Raw genomic sequence first — 20,249 nt, forward strand, 5'->3', positions numbered from 1 at the left:
GGTGGCGTATGGCGTCCTTATCCCAGACGCCAGGTTTCGCGGGTCTGGCCCTTCGCCCGCATTTCCTCGAGCCGGTCGTTGGAATACCGCTGGAAGCCTTCGTCGCGATAGGCGCCGCTGCGCACCCATTCGAAGAAATGATAGAAATAGAAGGGTGGGAGATACCCTTGAATCCGGGCGATTTCCGCTTCGCGTCCCGACTTGCCCGCGACCGCCTGCGGGTCGTTGGGAAAAAACAGGATCGTCGGCGTGAAGTTCACCAGCCATTTGCGGCCCAGTGCCCGTTCCTCCAGCGTTGTTCCGTCGAAGTCCGTGACCTCCCGCGCACCGAAGAGATCAAGCTGCAGGATCGCGAAGTTCTCCTTGAGATAGGGAAGATAGTCGTCCCGCTCCAGGTTCACTTCATGCGTCTTGCGGCAGAACGGACAGCCCGCCTGCTCGAACATGACGACCAAATGCTTGCCCGCGTCGTGCGCTTCGGCCAGATCGTCTTCAAGCTCCAGAAAGCTTTCGACGAACCAGTCCTGATTGTAGAGCCCGTCGTCGCCAAGGGTTGCCGCGCCCGCCGTGCGGGTGCCGGTCCCGAGCGACAGCGCGCCGCCCGCTGCCAGGGCGCCGCCCGCCAGAGCCGCTTGCCCGAATTGCCTGCGTGTAATCATGATGCTCCTCCCAGACGCATTCCGTGAAACGAATATATCAGCTTGTTGGCACCTTGGCACCCACCCTGGAGATCATCGGTCTTCGGGAAACAGCGGCAGTGTGTCCGGCTCACCGGGTGCCTGCGGGTCCTCTTGCGGCGGTGCCTCGTCGGCTGCCGTTTCCGGTGCTGCCGCGTCGGTCCGCTCCGGATCTTGTGCGTTCCCGGGCGCACCGGTCTGCGCGGCTTCAGCTTGTGCCTCGGCCGCAGCCTTTTCCAGGTGCCGGCCAAGCGCATCGAGATCCTGCCAGACCTTGAGGGCCAGCTGGTCGCGCTCGCCCTGCGCCATCAGGACGGCCCGCGCCTGCGTTCCCGCGCCGGCAGCCGCAAGGGCCGTGCCGAGAGCATTGGCGGCGGCCTTGCTGGAGGGGGCGAGATCCCAGGCCGCGCGGGCATGATGCAGCGCGGAGGCGAGATTGCCGGAGCGGCGATGCGCATTCGACAGGTTTATGGACGAGGTGGCGTCGGTCGCGTCGAGTTCCTGTGCGGCGGTGAACGCCTCGATGGCGCCCGGCCAGTCCTCTCGCGCCAGAAGGATGGTGCCGAGCAACGACAGCGGCGCGAGGTCCGTCGGGTGGACCAGGGCCGCCTGTCGGGCATAGTCCTCCGCCTCGTCGAACCGGCTCTGGCGAAACAGGATTGTGGCAAGGCCCGACAGCGCCGGCACATAACCGGGGTCGATCCGCAAGGCCTGACGGTACTGCGCGATTGCCGCCGCGACCTGACCGATCGGGCCTTGCGCGTCCGCATCCAGGGTGAGGGCGGCGGCGGAGTTTGGCAGCGCCTGCAACAGGCGTCTGGTCAGCGGGGCGGCTTCGCGGGGTTCGTCGAGACGCAAAAGGATCGTTGCCAGACCATAGAGCGCATTGCGGTTGTCCGGCTCTGCCTTGAGCACGGCCAAGAAGGCGTCGCGCGCGGGTTCGAGGCGGTCCATCAGCAAAAGGGCGTTGCCGAGGTTCGCCCGTGCGGCGAGATGGTCGGGGCAGGAGAACACCACCTGGCGCAGCAGCGTGACGGCCTCGTCCAGATCGCCGCGCCTGAGCAATGCCGTGCCGGCGCGGTAGCGCGCTTCATGCGCTTGCGGCTCCTGGTTGACGATATCGAGATAGATCCGCAGCGCCGCGTCGAGATCGCCGGCGCTTTCGCGCGCCATCGCATCGTTGAGCGCCCGGGACAGGCCGGCTGCGGCGGGACCGTCGAAAGACGGCGGGAGAGAAGACGACATGGCCGGCGGGGCTCCTTGGCTGCGCGATGAGATGAAACGCAGGATCGGCGTTTCCCGGACTGCGGCGCCGATGGGCACCGCCGCGCATGGGCAAAGCACGGAACAAAGCGTAGGGGGACGCGCCGCGTCGGTCAAAGGACAAGGCGAAATCGGCGCGTCGGAACCCAGGTTATCCGCAGCCTTCGAACGACAATGCGGCGCTGTTGCGATCCCGGTGCAGATTTCGGTTCAAAACCGCGAAATCTTTGGGTAGAAGCTGCGCATGACCGACCAAGTGCTCATCATCGATTTTGGCTCCCAGGTAACCCAGCTGATCGCGCGCCGCGTGCGCGAGGCTGGCGTTTATTGCGAGATCGTTCCCTTCCAGTCCGCCGAGGAAGGCTTCCACCGCCTGAATCCCAAGGCGATCATCCTGTCGGGCGGCCCGGCCTCCACTTCGGAGATGGGCAGCCCGCGCGCTCCGCAGCTCGTGTTCGACAGCGGCCTGCCGGTTTTGGGCATCTGCTACGGCCAGATGACCATGTGCGTGCAGATGGGCGGCAAGGCGGAAGGGTCCGATCACCGCGAATTCGGCCGCGCCTACGTCGAGATCCAGAAGGACTGCCCGCTGTTTGAAGGCGTGTGGAAGGACGGCGAGCGCCATCAGGTGTGGATGAGCCATGGCGACCGGGTCATCGAGCCGCCGGAAGGGTTTGAGATCCTCGCGCGCTCCGATGGCGCCCCCTTCGCGGTCTTCGGCAATCCCGAGCGCAAGACCTACGGCATGATGTTCCACCCGGAAGTGGTCCACACGCCGGACGGGGCGAAGCTCCTGTCCAATTTCGTGCACAAGGTGGCAGAGCTCGCCGGCGACTGGAGCATGGCCGCCTACAAGGATCAGGCGATCGAGGCGATTCGCGCCCAGGTCGGCGATGGCCGCGTGATCTGCGGCCTGTCCGGCGGCGTCGACAGTGCGGTTGCCGCCGTCCTGATCCACGAGGCGATCGGCGACCAGCTCACCTGCATTTTCGTCGACCACGGCCTGATGCGCCTGAACGAGGCCGAGCAGGTGGTGTCGCTGTTCCGCGAGCACTACAATATTCCGCTTGTGCATGTGGATGCCGCCGACACGTTCCTTTCCGCCCTCGAGGGCGAGACCGACCCGGAAAAGAAGCGCAAGACCATCGGCCGGCTCTTCATTGAGGTGTTCGAGGCCGAGGCCAAGAAGGTCGGCGGCGCGGAGTTCCTGGCACAGGGCACGCTCTATCCCGATGTGATCGAGAGCGTCTCCTTTACTGGCGGCCCCTCGGTGACCATCAAGTCGCACCACAATGTCGGCGGTCTGCCGGAGCGCATGAACATGCAGCTCGTCGAGCCGCTGCGCGAACTCTTCAAGGACGAGGTCCGCGACCTCGGCCGTGAGCTCGGTCTTCCGGACGCCTTCGTCGGCCGTCATCCCTTTCCGGGGCCGGGGCTTGCGATCCGCTGTCCGGGCGGCGTCACCCGCGAGAAGATGGACATCCTGCGCCAGGCAGATGCGATTTACCTCGACGAGATCGCCAAGGCCGGCCTTTACGATGCCATCTGGCAGGCCTTCGCCGTGCTTTTGCCGGTGCAGACCGTGGGCGTGATGGGCGACGGGCGCACCTATGAATTCGTCTGCGCGCTGCGCGCCGTGACCTCTGTCGACGGCATGACGGCGGACTTCTACCATTTCGACATGGACTTTCTCGGTCGCGCCGCGACCCGCATCATCAACGAGGTGCGCGGCATCAACCGGGTGGTCTACGACGTGACGTCGAAGCCGCCGGGCACCATCGAGTGGGAATGATTCAGGCCCATCCGAACGCCGCCGAATTTACGCTGCTCTACGACCTAACACACTGAAAGTAAAAATAAATTCCTCCTATGCCTATCGACATCTATCGGTGGGCATAGATCGGGTTCGGCGGCCTCGCTGACGGGCCTCGCCCCCATTGATCAACCGGAAAAACGAAAGTACCGTCAGGAGCAATGAGGCTCATGACGGTACTTTTTTCGATATAAAGCACTGAAGTATAAGCGTTTTCTACGCCATCGGCCTCCAAAAACCGCGTGACGGTACTTTTCCGCGAGGAGACCCGAAATGTTGACCGATGCAGCACTTAAGTGCCTGAAACCAAAAGCCAAAATGTAAAAGGTATCTGATCGTGACGGCATGTATGTGCGCGTTGCACCGTCGGGCGCCATCTCGGTCAGGCTCGACTATCGGCTGAACGGCAGGCGGGAGACCGTCTATCTCGGTAGGTATGCCCGTGACGGGATATAGCTCGCCAGGGCTCGCGAGTTATGCATCGACGCGCGGCGCGCGATCGCCGAAGGGCGGTCCCCCGCCATCGAGAAGCAGCGGGAGAAGCGCCGGATCAAGGAAGCAAAGAGTTTCGGCCAGTTCGGCGAGAAATGGCTGACCAACGCGACCATGGCCGACAGCACGCGCGCGATGCGTTGCTCCATCTTCGAACGCGAACTCATGCCCGTCTGGCGGAATCGTCTCCTGACAGAGATCACACCTGATGAACTGCGCGCTCACTGCGGCAAGATTGTCGAACGGGGTGCGCCTGCAACTGCTATCCATGTGCGGGATATCCTGAAGCAGATCTACGGCTACGCCATTCTGCACGGCGAGAAGGTCGCCAACCCGGCCGATGACGTCGGCCCGGCCTCGATCGCCACCTTTACGCCGAAGGACCGCGCTCTTTCGCCCGCAGAGATCCGCATCATGTTCAAACAGCTCGAGCATGTCGCGACGCTGCCGACGATCCGCCTCGGCATGAAGCTGTACCTCCTCACCATGGTCCGGAAGAGCGAGCTGCAGGATGCAGTATGGGCCGAGATCGATTTCGACAACGCCGTCTGGACGATCCCGAAGGAGCGCATGAAGCGATCGAAGCCGCACAACGTCTACCTGTGCCGACAGACGTTGGATATCATGATCGCGCTCAAGACCTGCGCCGGCAACTCACGGTATCTGCTGCCCTCCCGCTATGATGCGGACGCCCCGATGTCGCGCGCGACCTTCAATCGGATCACCTATGCCGTCGTCGACTTGGCCAAGAAGGAGGGGCTGCCGCTGGAGCCTTTCACGGTCCATGATCTGCGTCGAACGGGCTCGACGCTGTTAAACGAGCTGGGCTTTAACAGCGACTGGATCGAAAAGTGCCTTGCGCACGAGGACGGGCGTTCATCACGTGGCGTTTATAACAAGGCTGAGTATGAGGTGCAGCGTCGGCATATGATGCGGCAGTGGGCGGATACCGTTGATGCCTGGATCGACGGTCGGAAGCACGCCCCAACGCTTCTGCCGCCAACCATGCCTGTGATGGAGCTTGATCCCGCCCTTTGACCGGTCGGGTTTTGCGCTTGGTGACATCAGGGTGCTGTGCTCGACGGATCGGCGTAGCCCGCCGTGCCGTGAGCCAAGCCTCGACCTCGGCCAAGTCCCATACGATACAACGCGGAGACAGCGCGAACCGGCGGGGAAACTCGCCACGCTGCTCCATTTCATAAATCGTGCTGTCAGCCATCGGCACCATCTCGCGCAGTTGGTGGCGCCGGATTGTTCGCCTGATTTGGGTGGTTTCCGTCTTCGGCATTCTCAATCTCCTTCATTGCCAAGGCGATTGAGAACGATAGATGTCAATGCTGGAAGCCCCTTCGAACTGCCGTGCGGCGATTTCGGGCTATAGCGTACACATCGGCGGGTTTCTCTCGGCTGCTAGTTGCCGCATACGACGAATAGGCGCTGATGGACGAGCCGGGATGGTGAGAGGCCCGAGACTAGACGGGAGCCCGAGGCAGACACAACTCCCTTCAGCATCCAGCCCGCGCCCAAAGCCTGCATCCCGTCGGGAGCGCAGGCATGTCTTCAGGTCCGGTAGTCCCAAGGCGCCGCGACAAAGCCATAGCCCTGTTTGGCGCGCTCGACATAGCCAAAGCCCGGAAAATCCAGATGCATGCCTGCGACCATCATCCCGACCGTCGCCGTAATATCCAGGACCCTGGCCCGTGTGGCTGCAGCGGCCGCCTTGTCTGTATCCAGCGCGAACCCCCAGTCCGGATTGGCGAACTGGTAGGCAGGCGCAATCAGCAGATCGCCCCAGATCAGGAGGCTTTCGCGGCCACTGTCCAACCGCAGCCCCATATGCCCCGGCGTATGGCCCGGCATCGCAACACTCGTCAGACCCGGCGCGATTTCGTCCCCCGGCGTGATCAATGTCTTTTCTGCTTCATAAGGCGCGACCATTGCGCGTGACATATCAAGTCCCTGCTGAACCTCTTTCGGCATCGACGCGTAGACCCCCGCATCGAAGGTAAAGGCCCAATCCGCCTCGGATGCGATCATCCGTGCCTTGGGCAGTCGCGCCGCGCCGCTGTTTGGGTCCGTCATGCCGCCGACGTGATCGGGGTGCAGATGGGTGAGAAACACCGTATCGACCTCATCTGTCGCGATGCCTGCCGCCGCCAGCGCCGCGTGCCATCCGCCAAGCGTCGGCGCCAGGCCTGCGGGGGAACCGGTGTCCACGGCAATCACTCGACCCCCGGCGCGGATCACATAGCCGTTGATGCCGATGGCGATGGCTGCCGGATCATGCGGCTTGTGCGCCAGTTTGGCCGCAGCGCTCGCCTTTGCCTCGTCGTAGCCGGGAATCATTTCCTTCGGGCGTTGGATCATCCCATCCATCAGGGCGATCACCTCGATTTTGCCCACCATTCGGCGCTGAAACTGCGGTGTCGTCGGCGCGCGAACACTCTCCGCTTCTGCCGCGTGTGCAAGACGCAACAACGCCGGCGCTGCAAGTGCTGCTGGCGCCAGTACCGCGCCCCGCATGAAAATCCGTCTGGAAACTGTCATCATCGATCCTTCCATTGAGTGTGTTGTCTGGACCCATAAGTAGAGATAATGATAAATCTACGGTATCACTGATACTCTTATAGAAGACATAAGGCATGCTTATGGAAAACATTGCCGCCCTGCGATCGCTTGTGGCCGCCTGCGAAACCGGCTCCCTTTCGGCCGCCGCCCGACGTCTCGGCATCACCCAGCCTGCCGTCAGCCAGCAGATTGCCGCCCTGGAGCAGTCATTGGGGCTCACGCTTGTCGTGCGCGGCCGTAACGGCGTGCGCCCGACCGAAGCGGGCAGCCTGGCCGTCAGCCATGGCGTCGAGGTGCTCGCCCGGCTGTCACAGATGCAGGATGCGCTCGCCGCACTGCGGTCCTCACCCGACGGTCGCCTGGGTCTCTCCTGCGCGTTTCTGGTGGCGCAAAGCCTGCTCGTGCCCGTGCTTGCCGATTTGCGCCGCACCCATCCGAAGCTGAAGATCGAGTTCCGTGCCACCGACGATCTGGTCGATCTTGTCGAAGCCGGACTTGATCTGGCGATCCAGGCAAGCACTGATGGCGCCCGCAACGGCACTGTGCGCAAACTGGCCGAGATCGAGCTTTGCCTTGTCGCATCGCGCAGCTATCTCGACCGTGTGGGAAGACCGAAAGTACCGGCGGACCTGCTTCCCCTCGACTACATCCAGTACCGGGACGATCCTGCCGAAAATACGATCGTCTTTGCCGATGGTGGGACTGCTCCTGTCACCGTTTCCTTTGCTGCACAGATGCCCAATCTCATTCTGCACGCCGTGCAGAACCATCTGGGCTTCGCGAAGGCGCCCCGATATCTCATGGCCGACCTTCTGGCTCGCGGCGATGCCGAAATCATTCTGCCCGAGCGCCCTCTGGTCCCCAAGCTGCTCTACCTGATCCGCGCGCCCGGTCTGGCTGCCAGTCGCCGTGTCAGCCTGTTCATGGATCGCTTCATCGAAGAGCTGGCACGCACACCGGACATAGAGCTGGCGCGCGACCTGAGGTCGGTCGCGGCGCCGGAGGGGTCATAAGACGATGCGCGGGCCTTGGCCAGGAGCCGGCGGTTCAACTTGATCTGGGCAGATCCTCCATCACCTCGTAGGTTTGGAGGTCACCTTTCATCCGGTCACCCCAGGTCTTCAGGAACACCAGCGTCTCCGCTCTTGCAAGATGGGCCGTGAGCGCGTCCTGATCCCGCCAGCGCTCGGCAACCAGGAAGCGTCCCGTTGGCCCGTCATCCAGTGTGAAGCCGTAGAACAGGCATCCCTCTTCGGTCTTTGTGCCGAGACTGATCGCCTGAACGTCGCGGACGAAGGCGTCGACGTTCAGCGGATCAATGTGGATGTAACCCATGAGTATCAGCATGTCGGTAACCTCCCGTTTATCTGTCGGCCGTCAGCACGATCTTTCCCTGGATATGACCCTTGGCGGCGCGTTCATGTGCCTGGCGTGCCTCGGCGAGCGGATAGGTGCTGTCGATGACTGTGCGGATCGTCCCGTCATCGAGCAGGCGGGCGAGTTCCGTCAGTTGAGCACCGCTGGAGCGGACCTGGGTTGCGGACACGGTGATGCCTCGCTTTTCGGCCTCTTCGGCATCCGAAAAGCCAAGCGGATAGACCGGAAACAGGGCGCCTCCGCGCTTCAGGGTCTGGAGAAAACGACCCGTCGTCGGACCACCCACCGCATCGACGACAAGATCGAGCTCGTGGGCGACGTCCTCGGGAGGGGTTTTGGTGTAGTCGATGAACTCGCCGGCCCCGAGGTCGCGCAGGGTGGCCTCATGTCTGCTTGAGGCTACAGCCATGACCCGCGCGCCCTTCAGCTTCGCCACCTGCACCGCGAAATGGCCGACGCCGCCTGCGGCCCCGTTCACCAGCACGGTCTTGCCCTCAAGCGGGACCGGCTGATGCAGGAGGGGCTGCAGCGGGTTCGGTTCGCTGTGCCCGAGTTCCACCATGAACTGCCAGGCGGTGAGCAACGACATGGGGGCTGCGGCGGCATGAATGTGATCGATGCCGGCAGGCTTCCCCGCAAGTTCCGACGCCGGCACGGTGACATATTCCGCATAGGCCTTGCTTTCCCCGACGCTGAAGAAGCGCACCATGGAATAGACCTCGTCGCCGGCGGAAAAGCCCTCGACATCCTCGGCGACCGCCTCGACAACACCTGAGATGTCGGTACCCGGAATGAGCGGGAAGTCCACCTGCGGGCGCCATTCCGGCGGAAGCGTCGTGAAGCCGTCGCGCAGGTACCAGTCGGGAGGATTGATGCCGATGGCATGAACGCGAACCAGGACTTCGCCCGACCCCGGTACGGGTTTCGGCGCATCTTCGTATTGCAGGACGTCCGGGCCGCCGAAGGCATGGATCCGGACGGCTTTCATTGTTTCATTCGACATGGCTTTGTCCTTTCAAGGCAAGCGTGCCACAGCTGGAGCACTGCCCCGTATTATGTGGAGCGATGCCCCGTTTAAACGGATCACTGCTCCATTTGTCAAGCCATGTGATGAGATCAGGCGCCCGAAAGAACGACGACCACATCCTCGCTGTCGCCCGCGACCTTCTATCCGGGGAGGGCGCCGATGCGTCGCGAAACGCATCTCCCTTGTCAACGAGAACTGGTTTCTCTTTGAAGCCGCCTGCTGAGGATGACGGTCCGGACACCTGTTCGACGTCGCCCAAAGTATACGCCGCGACTACGCACTGCCCTGCAGGGGGAACCGCGCGGTACCACACTGGCCGAACGTACGCGCGTGATGGCGGGGCGTCGTGCCCGTGACGCGTTTGAAGGCCGTTCTGAACGCGCTTTCCGATTCATAGCCGAGGGAATGGGCAATCGCGCCGATGGGTTCGCCGTGCTCCAGACTGCGTCCGGCGAGGAGCATTCGCCAGCGCGTGAGATACTCGATCGGACTTTCGCCGACCAACCGGCGAAACTGCGCGGCAAAGCTGGCGCGCGACATGCCGGCTTCAGTGGCGAGCGTTTCCACCGTCCAGCGCCGTGATGGCTCTCGGTGGATCGCCCCGATGGCTGCCCCCACCCGTTGATCCGACAGCGCGAACAGCCAGCCGATACCCTTGTTGTCATTCAGATAGAGACGGAGCGCCTCGATGAAGGTCATGCACGCGAGTTGCTGTGCGATGAGGATGCCGCCCGGCTTGAGATCGGTCAGTTCCTGCTGCATCCGCTCGAAGGCCCAGCGCAGCGTCTCGGCCTCGGTCTCGCCGCGCAAATGGACGATTGGCGGCAGCGTGCCGAGCAAAATCTCCGCCTGCGGCCCGGCGAGCGCAAAATGTCCGCCGAGCACCGTCACTCCGGTGCCGTCGTTGAGCTTGACGAGGGCTCCCTCTTCAGCACCGAGAAAGTGGCGCCGCCAGTCCTCGGGAGGCAGGCTCAGGTCACTGGCGATTTGAAACGGCCGGCCGCGCGGCAGCATGAAGCAATCATCCTTCTGCAGAAACACAGGCTCGCCCGCGCCTTCCACCGCGATCCAGCACGCGCCGGCAGTTACCGCGTAGCATTTGATGGCCTCCTGGGCGTCAAAGCCGATCGACCAGCTCCCACCGGCTTCGAAGCCGCCCACGAGATAGCTTCGCAGTCGCAGAAACGAGATGATATCGGATAGCGGGTCCATCCTGGATGATCTCCAACAAAGATAGGATTTTGGCGCATAGATCGTCTGAAGTCGACTACCTATAATTGGATGCTCTTCCGGTTCGGCGAATATTTTCTCGAGGAGATCGGCTTTGACATTTGAGATGTTGGCGCTCGTCATGACGGCCGCCTGTTGCGCTCTCGGCGTCCGCTTCATCTTCTTCGGCGGGAGCGTGCTCAAAGAGTGGGGGCTCGAAAGCACGGCTGGAGCGATCATTCTGTTTCGCCGGATGGGCGCGATGTATCTCGCCCTCGCTCTGATGTTTTATCTCGGCAGAACGGCCGCCCCTTCGGAAATCCGCTCAATGGTGTGCCTGGTCATGGGCGGAACGTCCTTCCTGTTGGCGGGTCTTGGGCTGTCCGAATTTTTGGCTCGACGTGCCAGTGCGGGCATTTTTCGTTCGGCCGTCGCGGAGGCGGTGCTTGGGGCAGCCTTCATCTGGGTTTGGTGGGCGGGCTGATGAGCACGATGCGTTTTACGCTGCGAACTGATTTTAGAGCTGAGCAAACGGACGAGAACAATTCATGAAGCGCATCCAGTATTTCAAGTATGGCGACCCGGAAGTGCTTTCGCTCGCCGATGTGGATCGGCCGACACCTGGACGCGGCCAGATTCTGGTCCAGGTCAAGGCTGCATCCGTCAACCCGATGGACTGGAAGATCCGGCGTGGCGAAATGAAAATGCTGTCCGGTTCGCACTTTCCGCGCGGCCTGGGCCATGACTTTTCCGGTGTGGTCGATGCCGTCGGGCCCGACGTAAAGCAATTCAAGGTGGGTGACGAAGTCTTCGGCGCCGCCTCGATCCGGCAAGCGGGCGCTTTCGCGGATTATGTCGTAGTGGAAACAAAAACAGTTGCACTGAAGCCCTCCAATATCACTTTCGAGCAGGCGGCGACCATGACGGTTGTCGGTTCAGCAGCCTGGATCGGCCTCATCGCAAAGGCGAAACTGAGAGTCGGTCAGTCCGTCCTCATCACCGGGTGTCTGGGAGGCGTGGGGCGTTCGGCGGTGCAGATCGCACGCATGCAAGGGGCAATCGTCACCGGCAGTTGTCGTGCATCCGGACGCGAGGACGCTCAGGCGCTGGGCATGAGCGAGGTTGTCGACTACAACGCCTTCGATATCGGGTCTTATCGACGCCGGTTCGATGTCATCTTCGATACCGCAGGCGCGCTGTCGCTGCGCCAGTGTGGCGCGATGCTTAAGAAGGGCGGCATGTCACTGCACATCGTCCCCACGCCCGCCAAGATGATCGGCTGCCTGCTTTCACCGCGGCATCACGTCGTGATCGCCAATCCCACCCCCGAAAGCTTCGCGGGCATTTCTGAAGCGGCCGAGCAAGGCAAGCTCGCCCCGGTGATTGGTCGCGTCGTGCCGCTGTCAGAAGCGATCCCGGCCATCGTTGCGCTCGAAAAGACGGGCAACCCCAAAGGAAAGCTGTTGATTGCTCCCATGGAGTAGACCTCGTCGCCGGTCGCAAAACCCTCAATATCCTCGGCAACCGCCTCGACCACCTCTGAGAGGTCGGTGCCCAGAATGACGGGAAATCCACCCGCTGTCGCCGAAAGCAAAAATCCGGAGGGTTTTCAGTGTTTCATTTGGCATGGCTTTTGTCCTGTCGAGGCAAGCGTGCTACAGCTGGAGCACTGCCCCGCATTATATGGAGCGATACCCCGTTTAGACGGTGCGTCGCTCCACTTGTTAAGTGATTTCATGAGATCAGACGCCCGGAAGAACTACGACCACATCCTCGCTGTCGCCCGCGACCTTCTTTCCGGGGACGGTGCCGATGCGTCGCTGCGTGATATTGCCCGCAAGGCCGGAGTTGGCGATGGAACCCTGCATCGCCATTTCCCAACGCGCGAAACCTTGCTGGAGGCCTTGCTGCGCACAAGCTTCGACGCGTTGAGCGCGAGGGCCGGCGAACTGGCAAAGTGCGAACAAGCCGACGGGGCGCTGGTAAGCTGGCTGCGCGAGGCGATCGCGGTGACACACAGCTACAAGGGCGTCATCGCGCCGATGGTGGCGGCGATTGCCGACGAAAATTCGGCCCTGCATTCCTCATGCGTGGATCTGCGCCAGGCGGGAGCGGAGCTTCTGAAGCGGGCGCAGGCCAGGGGGCTGGCGCGGGATGACATGGACGGCAACGATCTCTTCGCACTGATCAGCGCTCTGGCTTGGCTCGCCGACCAGCCTCCGCTCGTCCCGCGCGCGGATCACCTCTTCGACATCATATCGGACGCCATTCTCTTGAGGCGGCCTGGCGGGGTCCCGGAAAACCAGCGCGTATAACCTACCTGAGAAGATTTGCCCAGTGTCTAGTCGGGCTTATGTGCGGGGCTCGCAGTGCCTTGTGGAACGGCCGCGCGATAACGCAGCCCGTCGACCAGCAACGCGACCAGCCGGCGAGCGGCTGATGGATTTCCATCGCTTGACGGCATGCACAGGCTCGCGACCGCTCGCAAGAGATCATAGGGATTTGCGTCGGGGCGTATTTCTCCGGCGGTGACGGCGGCGTCGAGCAGCCTTTGCAAGGCCGGCTCGAACCGGCTGTCGAAATAGGCCGGCAAGGCCTCGAACGCGGGGTCGCCCGAATGCAGGGCTGCAGCCAGTCCGCGCTTGGCAACGATGAAGTCGACATAGCGTTGCATCCAGCGGTCGAGCGCTTCCCCGGGAGGGAAGGCTTCCGCAAGATTGGCCGCGGCGTCGGCGCAGGCGTCAACCTCACTGCGAAACACCGCTGCAATCAGATCGGAGCGCTGGGGAAAGTTGCGGTAGATGGTCCCGACGCCGACACCTGCCTTTTCGGCGATCTCGCGCATCGGAGCCTCGACCCCTGATGTGGCGAACACGTCCCGTGCCGTGCGCACCAGTGTCTCAATGTTGCGCTGCGCATCTGCGCGCACATTCCGTTCCGACGACCTGCCAGCCATGGATTCCAAAATTCTCCAATACGCGCTTGTTAAGCGGAACAACGTTCCGTATATAGGCGGAAGACTGTTCCGTTTAATACGCCGTCGGGCTTCAAAAAGCCAGCAGAGAAACCAGGGGACTTCATCATGTCGGACGAACGCATCGCTCTCGTAACCGGAGCCACTCAAGGCATCGGCCTCCAGATAGCCAAGGAGCTGGTTGCAAAAGGACTGACGGTGATCGTCGGCGCGCGCAACCTTGAAAAGGGAGAGAGGGCGGCCCGGGACATTGGCGGGCGAGCCCACGCCATTCAGCTCGACGTCACGGATGAAGCGTCGATAGCTCAGGCGGCCGCTCTCATCCGCACCCGGTTCGGCCGCCTGGATATCCTGATGAACAATGCCGGGATATCGCGGGCAAAGCCGAACCAGGAGTTTGCGGAGGCCGTCAGAAGAAACCTGCTGACGGACGCGCCTCTTACCGATATCCGGACGGTGTTCGAGACCAATGTGTTCGGCGTCATTGCCGCGACGCAGGCAATGCTTCCGCTTCTGCGCGAGTCGCCTGCAGGCCGCATCGTTATCACCGGGAGCTCGGGCGCATCGCTGACGCACAACTCCGATCCGGCCAATCCGCATCGGCGGATGTTTGGCAATTACTCCGTGTCAAAGGCAGCGGCACACGCCGTGATGCTGGCGTTTGCGCTCGCACTCGAAGGCACCAACATCAAGGTCAACGCTGCTTGCCCCGGCTTCACCTCGACCGCGCTCAACAACTTCAACGGCACGCGCAGCGTCGAAGAAGGCGCGCGCGAGCCTGTACGGCTTGCCTTGATCGGCGACAACGGACCAACCGGAACCTTCTCCGATGAAAATGGAACCGTGCCTTGGTGAAGACGCACGGAAGGACGGTCTGCTCTGAGAGAGGCAAGCCTCCACGGAAGCCAACTTGAAGGATATGGAATGTGAATTTTTCTGACCGGCGCGACCGGGTTCATCGGTTCGGCGATCGTCGCCAACCTGCTTAACGACAGGCACCAGGTGCTGGGACTTGCGCGCTCGGACACGTCAGCCGATGCCCTGCGGCAAGCCGGCTGCGACGTCCTACCGGGCGATTTGCGCGATCTGGAGAGCTTGCGCCGTGGTGCAGAGCAGGCCGATTCCGTCATTCACACGGCCTTCGATCATGATTTCTCCCGCATGGCGGAAAACTGCGACATGGACCGCATCGCGATCGAAGCGATGGGCAGCGCCCTTGCCGGATCGAACAAGAGGTTCATCGTCACATCAGGCCTGCCGCCATTGATGGGACGGGTTTCGACCGAAACCGACATTCTGCCGGCCGGCGCTCATGGGTTGCCGCGCGTGTCGGAGCAGGTGGCCATGGCGCTGACCGACAGTGGCGTTCGCGTGTCGGTGATCAGGATGCCGCAGGTCCACGATCAGAGCCGGCAGGGATTTGCCTCCTACCTGATGGATCATGCGCGCAATCACGGTGTCTCGGCCTATGTGGGCGACGGACAAAACCGCTGGCCGGCGGTTCACCGGCTCGACGCCGCCCGGCTTTACAGCCTTGTCCTCGACAATGATGCGAGTGGCGAACGCTACCATGCGGTCGGCGAGGAGGGCGTTGCGGTCCGGGACGTCGCCGAAGCGATCGGCAAAAGGCTGGATGTGCCGGTGACGTCACTTTCCGAAGAAGACTCGGCATCCCACTTCGGTTGGCTTGACCGGATCGCGCGAATGGACGTTCCCGCATCCAGTGACCTGACAAGGCAAAACCTGAACTGGCAATCCATGCAGAAGGCCGACCTCATCCAGGACATTCTGGCTTCGATCTGAACGAACGCCTACCCCCTTGAAGCATCATCCCGCGAATGGAGTCCGAGACCATGCCTGCCCCCGTAGCCACGAAACTATCGAGGCGACGCCAATGCGCCGGGATTGACAGATCTGTGGCAGAAGTCACTTCGGCGGCACAATAGTCCGCCGCCGAGCCAGGAGACCGGCTGCTGACGCCTTGGTCTATTTGCTCTCGATCCGCCCCTGGAGCCAGTTTCAGTTTCGCTTTTTATCGTGCTCCAGGCCGGATCATCGGGATAAAGGGCGGTCCTGAGATAGGCCCAGGTGATGCGCTGGACGGCGGCAACGCGTTCAGGGCTTTCGTCCGATGTTTCTGCCGCGTCATAGCCCGATATGCCGCCGAAGATGTGCCCGGCTTCGTTCACCGACAGGAGCGACTTGGGGCCGGGAGCAAGCCGATACGCATCCGCCCGCCAGTCCGCACGCTCGGAAAACATCGGGTTGATGTCCTTGTCGCCCGTCACGACCAGACAAGGCGTCGTCATGCCGCTGAAGTCGCTGTTGACCAGGGCCGGATATAGGTCCGCTCGGTCGAGCGCAGTCCCGCACTGTCGCTGCGCGCCACAAAGAGGCCGTCCGATCGCGCCGCAGGCAGCGCCGGATCGCTCCTAGACCCCGAGGCAGGTGGTACAGTCGGATCGCCATCGGGCTGCAGCCGATCTGCACGCGGCCTGCTCCCGAGCGATGCAACGGATTTGCCGTTCCTCGAGCTTCTGTTGCTCGGCGGTGAGCGCCTCGATAGTCGCCTGTTCCTCGACCGTCAGATCGATTGGCGTGCCGGGGATTTCCCGCAGGCCGCGGGTCGCGTCATAGGGGAAGCTGATAGCGACCTCGATCCATTTCCAGCCTTCGGCGGCGACCTCGTCGGCCGTGGCCCTCAGCTTCTCAGCGGCCAAGCGGTCGAGCAACGCCGGATCCTGCAGCCAGCCGCCATCGTCGGACTGGAAGAGATCGCGCATGGTGACACCTCCGGCGGCCTCATAGGCGTCGAGACCGACAAAGACGGCGCGCTTGTCCGAGGCGCGCACCGTGGTCTCGGTCAGCATGCGCCGGATCTGGTAGGGCTCCTTCGACCAGGCGTCCTTGATCGCGTCCCAGACCTGGGTCTGACGCTCGTGGTCGCCGGACACGGTGAAGGCCATGAGCTGCTCCAGCGTCATGCCATCGTCGGCATAGAGGTCGTGCAGCGCGGGCGACACGGTTGCGAGGCGCAGCCGCTGTTTGACCACGTTGACGGGCACGAAGAACGCCGCGGCGATCTCCTCCTCGGTCATGCCCTTGGTCAGCATGTCGTGGAAGGCGCGAAACTGATCGAGCGGATGGAGCGGCGCGCGCTCGATGTTCTCGGCGAGCGACACCTCCTCGGGGAGGATGGCGCCGTCGCGATCGCGGACCACGCAGGGGACGGGCGCGACCTTGGCGAGACGCTTCTGCTTCACCAGCAATTCGAGTGCGCGGAAGCGGCGGCCGCCAGCCGGCACCTCGAACATGCCGGTCTCAACGCCTTCGGCGTCAACGACGGGGAAGACGCTGAGGCTCTGGATCAGGCCGCGACGGGCGATCGAGGCTGCCAGATCCTCGATCGACACGCCAGCCTTGATGCGCCGGACGTTGGACTGGCTCAGCACCAGCTTTTTGAAGGAAATGTCGCGCGAGGACGACAGGGTGATCTTTTGAACGGCAGTAGCCATCGGGATATACTCCGCGACGGACGGCCGAGAGCCTCTCTCTCGACCCTAAACCCGTCACGAAGCGAAGCGCCGCCCTCTTCCTCTATAGGGGGCAGCGCCACGGACCGGCAAACCAGAAAAGCACGGAAGCGCAAAGCCGGAGACATGGGAAACCGCATCCCCGGCTTTGCGGAAATCAGGCGGCTCGATCGAGCAGCTTCTTGGCCTTGCCCTCCATGTCGAGGCGGGCGTCCTGATGCGGCTTGTCGCGTGCGACGGCGGTGATGCCCTGCACGAAGTCGAAGATGGACTCCGGCGGGCGGCCTTCCTCCGCCAGCACCCTGTCGATGATCTTGCCGGTCACGGCCTTTGAGAAACCGCGCCGACGCAAGAAGTCTGTGCGGTCTTCGTCCGTCCTGGCGACGATCCGTTCGCGGGCGGCCTTGATGCCGTTGACGAAGGGCAGGGGCGAGGAGTTCGCGAAGTTCAGCAGCGCGGGGGCCGCTTCGTGCGCGAAGCGATTGGCCGCATATTTGGAGTAGCGGGTGGTGATTTCCTCGAAATCCTCCACGCCCCACAAATTGCGATTCTGGCAGACCGCGCGCAGATAGAAGCTCGCCATACCGAGCGTCTTGGCGCCGACCTCGGAATTCCAGCAATAGAAGCCCCGGAAATAAAGGTCGGGCGATCCGTCCGGCAGTCGGCCGGCCTCAATCGGATTCAGGTCGTCGACCAGGAACAGGAAGACGTCGCGGTCGGAGGCATAGAGCGTGGTCGTATCCTTGGTGATGTCGACGCGCGGATTGCAGATCCCGGTCGACCAGTCGAGCACGTCCGGCACCTTCCACCGGGTGTCGCCCGTGCCGTTGCCGGCGATGCGCTGCACCGCCTCGACCGGTTCGTGGTCGAAGATGCGGCCATAGTCCGGGCCAGTGACGGCGCGCAGTTCGACACGGCCAGTATCGGTTTCGAGTGTCTTGATCTGCTCGGCCCGATTGGAGGTCAGACCGTATTGCAGGTTGATGGCGGCAAGTGCGGCTGGGAGTTGCCTGAGATAGGCGGCGGGCGCTCCGACCAGGCTGGCGAGCTGTCCAAAGGACCAGTGCGTTGGCGCGGTGGCCGTGTCGGTGTCCGGCAGGATCAGCGCTAGCCGTTCCGGGTCGTTGCGGTTCGCCTCGACGTGGATGAGCGCACTCTCCACCACGCGGGTCCGGCTGCGATCGGCGCGATCGCGCACCGATCGCGCCAACTCGGACAGCGACAGGTAGCGCTCGTCGGCTGGGCGCGAGAACCATTCGGACGAGACGCGGCCGATCCGCTCGCCACGGCTGACGTCCACCTTGTAACCGCCGCTCGTGTCACGGCGCGCATCGCGTACTTGCATGTTCATGGGACCAATCTCCACGACGGGCGCGGGAGCCTCTCTCCCAGCTAGTCACCCGTCACGGAAACCGATCCGCTCTCTCACTCTGGTGGCGTTGCGGGGATCTCCCCGCTCGAAGGGGTCGGCCGAGACCCAAGGCTCGGACGCAGGGGAAAGCCTTCCCCACCTTCTGGCCGCAAATATCAAACCGAAACGCTCGCGCTGCTGGGGGCACTGGCTAGAAATCTTGACCAATAGCATAATTTGTCATATATGATCGTTTGTTGACGGAATTCCATCAAATATGGATGATTGATATGGGTTCCCCCAAGGCGAAACCAGCACTGGAACGGCTGGGCCAGGATATCCGCAACGCGCGTCTGCGGCGTGGCATCGCCGTGGCGGATCTCGCCGTGCGTGCGGGAACCTCGCCAAGTTCCATCGCCCGCCTTGAACGAGGTGATCCCGGCGTTGCCATCGGAACGCTTGCCGACGTTCTCGTTGTGCTCGGCCTTCTGGAGCGGCTTGCTGACCTGGTCGATATCCGCAAGGACGATCTGGGGCTGGCGCTGGCAGCGGAGCATGGACCGCGCCGGGGCCGCTCCTTCGCGGCAAGGCTGAAAAAGCAGAAGGCTCAGACAGAGGAGACGCAGGATCGGCAGGATGTTGTGGACCCTGACGGCGCTTCCTTCTGATGGCCGATTTCTTCGCTCACGTCGCGCTTGGCGAAAGCAGAACATCGGTGGGCCAGTTGCGTTTCACCCATACCGGGCCGCGGCAATTCTCGACTTTCGCTTATGGTACCGAATGGATCGAAAACCCGCGCTCCTTCGCCATACAGCCCGATTTCCCTCTTGAGGCCGGCCCGTTCCACACTTCGCGACAGCCCGGCAACATGCGCGACGCATTGGCCGGCGTTTTCGCGGATGCGGCTCCGGACAGTTGGGGGCGCAGGCTGCTCGAACGCGCCTATGGCAACGGTCTCAACGAATTCGAGTATCTGACGCTTTCCGACGATGCCTGCCGGCAAGGCGCATTGCGCTTTCTGGATGACAAGGGCGAGGTCATTCGCGGCAAGGCAGCGGACGCCATTCCGCGTCTGGTCGATCTCGAAACCATCACGGCGATCGCGTGGGCTTATGAGCAAGGCAAGGAAATCTCGCCCGAGCAGATGCAGGCGCTCGCCGGCGCGGGCGGCTCCGGCGGCGCTCGCCCCAAAGCCAATGTCAGGGACGGCGACGCGCTGTGGCTGGCGAAGTTCACTTCCGTCCACGATCAGCAGCCGATCGAGCGGGTCGAGGTCGCGACGCTGCGCCTGGCGGCAGCCTGCGGTATCCGTACACCCGAGGCGCGGTTGGAACTGGCGGACACGCCGTTTCCAGTTGCACTGATCCAGCGGTTCGACCGACGCGGGGCCTCACGGATTCCCTACATCTCCGCGCGCACCGCACTCGGCAAGACGGGGGTGGAACTGGGCTCCTATACGGAGATCGTCGATTTCATGCGGTCTTATTCACCCGATCCTTCCGACGATTTCCGCGAACTCTACCGGCGTCTGATCTTCACGATCCTCGTGTCCAACAAGGACGATCATCTAAAGAACCATGGGTTCCTCTATGTGGGGGCGGGTCAGTGGCGCTTGTCGCCGGTATTCGATGTGAACCCGGCGCCTGATCGCAACCCGCATCTCGAGACAGCGATCCTCGAAGGCGGCGCCCATGATCGGTCGATCAACCTCGCACTGGAATCCTGCGAGTTTTTCGAGATTCCCGACGCAGAGGCACGGGAGACGATCCGGAACATGGCGCAGCGCATTTCGGACGGATGGCGGGAAGCCTTTAGGCAGGTTGGCGTCTCCGGCGCGCTGGCGCGTGACTATGAGGCTGCTTTCGTCGGCGCTGAGATGGAAACGGCGTACGCTCTTTAAGTCATATCTGACGGATAAATTCAGATAATTAGTCAAAAATGATCGGCTTCGAGGGCAGATCTGCC

Annotated in this window: 18 protein-coding genes and 3 pseudogenes; 10 read left to right on the top strand and 11 right to left on the bottom strand. The window is 62.7% G+C overall.

Going from position 1 to position 20,249, the window contains the following annotated elements; genetic code table 11:
* Positions 1-17: 17 nt before the first annotated feature.
* Both BLU32_RS01280 and BLU32_RS01285 read right to left on the bottom strand, forming a co-directional pair.
* The gene (locus tag BLU32_RS01280; RefSeq protein ID WP_093804636.1) at positions 18-659 is read right to left on the bottom strand and encodes a thioredoxin family protein; all 642 of its coding nucleotides are present in this window, start codon (positions 657-659) and stop codon (positions 18-20) included.
* A gap of 72 nt (positions 660-731) precedes the next feature.
* Entirely contained in the window at positions 732-1,922 is a 1,191-nt protein-coding gene (locus BLU32_RS01285; protein ID WP_093804637.1) for a lipopolysaccharide assembly protein LapB, read from the bottom strand.
* Positions 1,923-2,184: 262 nt separating this feature from the next.
* On the opposite strand from BLU32_RS01285, the gene guaA reads away from it, so the two are divergent.
* Positions 2,185-3,732, top strand: a complete 1,548-nt coding sequence (gene guaA, locus BLU32_RS01295) for a glutamine-hydrolyzing GMP synthase (RefSeq protein WP_093804639.1) — start codon at positions 2,185-2,187, stop codon at positions 3,730-3,732.
* Positions 3,733-4,026: 294 nt separating this feature from the next.
* A pseudogene (locus BLU32_RS01300) lies at positions 4,027-5,283 on the top strand (tyrosine-type recombinase/integrase).
* On the opposite strand, the pseudogene BLU32_RS01305 reads toward BLU32_RS01300, so the two are convergent.
* Positions 5,255-5,533: pseudogene (locus BLU32_RS01305) on the bottom strand (helix-turn-helix transcriptional regulator); the annotation flags it as partial. The pseudogenes BLU32_RS01300 and BLU32_RS01305 sit on opposite strands and share 29 nt — an antisense overlap.
* A gap of 272 nt (positions 5,534-5,805) precedes the next feature.
* Positions 5,806-6,792 (bottom strand): MBL fold metallo-hydrolase, encoded by a 987-nt coding sequence (locus tag BLU32_RS01310; RefSeq protein ID WP_172838513.1) that lies wholly within the window; start codon positions 6,790-6,792, stop codon positions 5,806-5,808.
* 95 nt (positions 6,793-6,887) lie between these two features.
* Here BLU32_RS01310 and BLU32_RS01315 point away from each other — a divergent pair, with 95 nt between their 5' ends.
* Positions 6,888-7,826, top strand: coding sequence for a LysR family transcriptional regulator (locus BLU32_RS01315; protein ID WP_093804641.1), 939 nt, complete (start codon positions 6,888-6,890; stop codon positions 7,824-7,826).
* 34 nt (positions 7,827-7,860) lie between these two features.
* Here the strand turns inward: BLU32_RS01315 and BLU32_RS01320 are convergent, their stop codons facing one another.
* From BLU32_RS01320 to BLU32_RS01330, 3 genes are all read right to left on the bottom strand, one after another.
* The gene (locus tag BLU32_RS01320; protein WP_093804642.1) at positions 7,861-8,160 is read right to left on the bottom strand and encodes a putative quinol monooxygenase; all 300 of its coding nucleotides are present in this window, start codon (positions 8,158-8,160) and stop codon (positions 7,861-7,863) included.
* A 16-nt stretch (positions 8,161-8,176) separates the two neighbouring features.
* The gene (locus tag BLU32_RS01325; protein ID WP_093804643.1) at positions 8,177-9,193 is read right to left on the bottom strand and encodes an NADP-dependent oxidoreductase; all 1,017 of its coding nucleotides are present in this window, start codon (positions 9,191-9,193) and stop codon (positions 8,177-8,179) included.
* A gap of 297 nt (positions 9,194-9,490) precedes the next feature.
* Complete coding sequence (locus tag BLU32_RS01330) at positions 9,491-10,570, bottom strand: AraC family transcriptional regulator (protein ID WP_197673673.1); 1,080 nt, start codon at positions 10,568-10,570, stop codon at positions 9,491-9,493.
* Between BLU32_RS01330 and BLU32_RS01335 the strand changes: the two genes are divergently transcribed.
* From BLU32_RS01335 to BLU32_RS01345, 3 genes are all read left to right on the top strand, one after another.
* Positions 10,554-10,910: a hypothetical protein gene (locus BLU32_RS01335; RefSeq protein WP_093804645.1), complete on the top strand. Its 357-nt coding sequence runs from the start codon at positions 10,554-10,556 to the stop codon at positions 10,908-10,910. The two genes, BLU32_RS01330 and BLU32_RS01335, sit on opposite strands and share 17 nt — an antisense overlap.
* Before the next feature lie 64 nt (positions 10,911-10,974).
* Positions 10,975-11,910 (top strand): NADP-dependent oxidoreductase, encoded by a 936-nt coding sequence (locus BLU32_RS01340; protein WP_093804646.1) that lies wholly within the window; start codon positions 10,975-10,977, stop codon positions 11,908-11,910.
* Between the two features lie 252 nt (positions 11,911-12,162).
* Positions 12,163-12,741, top strand: a complete 579-nt coding sequence (locus tag BLU32_RS01345) for a TetR/AcrR family transcriptional regulator (protein ID WP_093804647.1) — start codon at positions 12,163-12,165, stop codon at positions 12,739-12,741.
* Positions 12,742-12,767: 26 nt separating this feature from the next.
* On the opposite strand, the gene BLU32_RS01350 is transcribed toward BLU32_RS01345, so the two are convergent.
* Complete coding sequence (locus BLU32_RS01350; RefSeq protein WP_093804648.1) at positions 12,768-13,382, bottom strand: TetR/AcrR family transcriptional regulator; 615 nt, start codon at positions 13,380-13,382, stop codon at positions 12,768-12,770.
* A 126-nt stretch (positions 13,383-13,508) separates the two neighbouring features.
* On the opposite strand from BLU32_RS01350, the gene BLU32_RS01355 reads away from it, so the two are divergent.
* Positions 13,509-14,255, top strand: coding sequence for an SDR family NAD(P)-dependent oxidoreductase (locus BLU32_RS01355; RefSeq protein WP_093804649.1), 747 nt, complete (start codon positions 13,509-13,511; stop codon positions 14,253-14,255).
* 75 nt (positions 14,256-14,330) lie between these two features.
* Positions 14,331-15,203: an SDR family oxidoreductase gene (locus BLU32_RS01360; RefSeq protein WP_197673743.1), complete on the top strand. Its 873-nt coding sequence runs from the start codon at positions 14,331-14,333 to the stop codon at positions 15,201-15,203.
* 74 nt (positions 15,204-15,277) lie between these two features.
* Here the strand turns inward: BLU32_RS01360 and BLU32_RS22035 are convergent, their stop codons facing one another.
* The 3 genes and pseudogenes from BLU32_RS22035 to BLU32_RS01375 form a co-directional block, all read right to left on the bottom strand.
* The gene (locus tag BLU32_RS22035) at positions 15,278-15,709 is read right to left on the bottom strand and encodes a hypothetical protein (protein WP_197673674.1); all 432 of its coding nucleotides are present in this window, start codon (positions 15,707-15,709) and stop codon (positions 15,278-15,280) included.
* 219 nt (positions 15,710-15,928) lie between these two features.
* Positions 15,929-16,915: pseudogene (locus tag BLU32_RS01370) on the bottom strand (ParB/RepB/Spo0J family partition protein); the annotation flags it as partial.
* Between the two features lie 175 nt (positions 16,916-17,090).
* Complete coding sequence (locus BLU32_RS01375) at positions 17,091-18,284, bottom strand: DUF932 domain-containing protein (RefSeq protein ID WP_093804650.1); 1,194 nt, start codon at positions 18,282-18,284, stop codon at positions 17,091-17,093.
* Between the two features lie 290 nt (positions 18,285-18,574).
* Between BLU32_RS01375 and BLU32_RS01380 the strand changes: the two genes are divergently transcribed.
* Positions 18,575-18,952, top strand: a complete 378-nt coding sequence (locus BLU32_RS01380; protein WP_048648545.1) for a helix-turn-helix domain-containing protein — start codon at positions 18,575-18,577, stop codon at positions 18,950-18,952.
* Positions 18,952-20,184, top strand: a complete 1,233-nt coding sequence (locus tag BLU32_RS01385; RefSeq protein WP_093804651.1) for a type II toxin-antitoxin system HipA family toxin — start codon at positions 18,952-18,954, stop codon at positions 20,182-20,184. The genes BLU32_RS01380 and BLU32_RS01385 overlap by 1 nt, the downstream gene beginning before the upstream one ends.
* Positions 20,185-20,249 lie beyond the last annotated feature (65 nt).

Source organism: Stappia sp. ES.058, assembly GCF_900105595.1.
GTDB lineage: Bacteria > Pseudomonadota > Alphaproteobacteria > Rhizobiales > Stappiaceae > Stappia.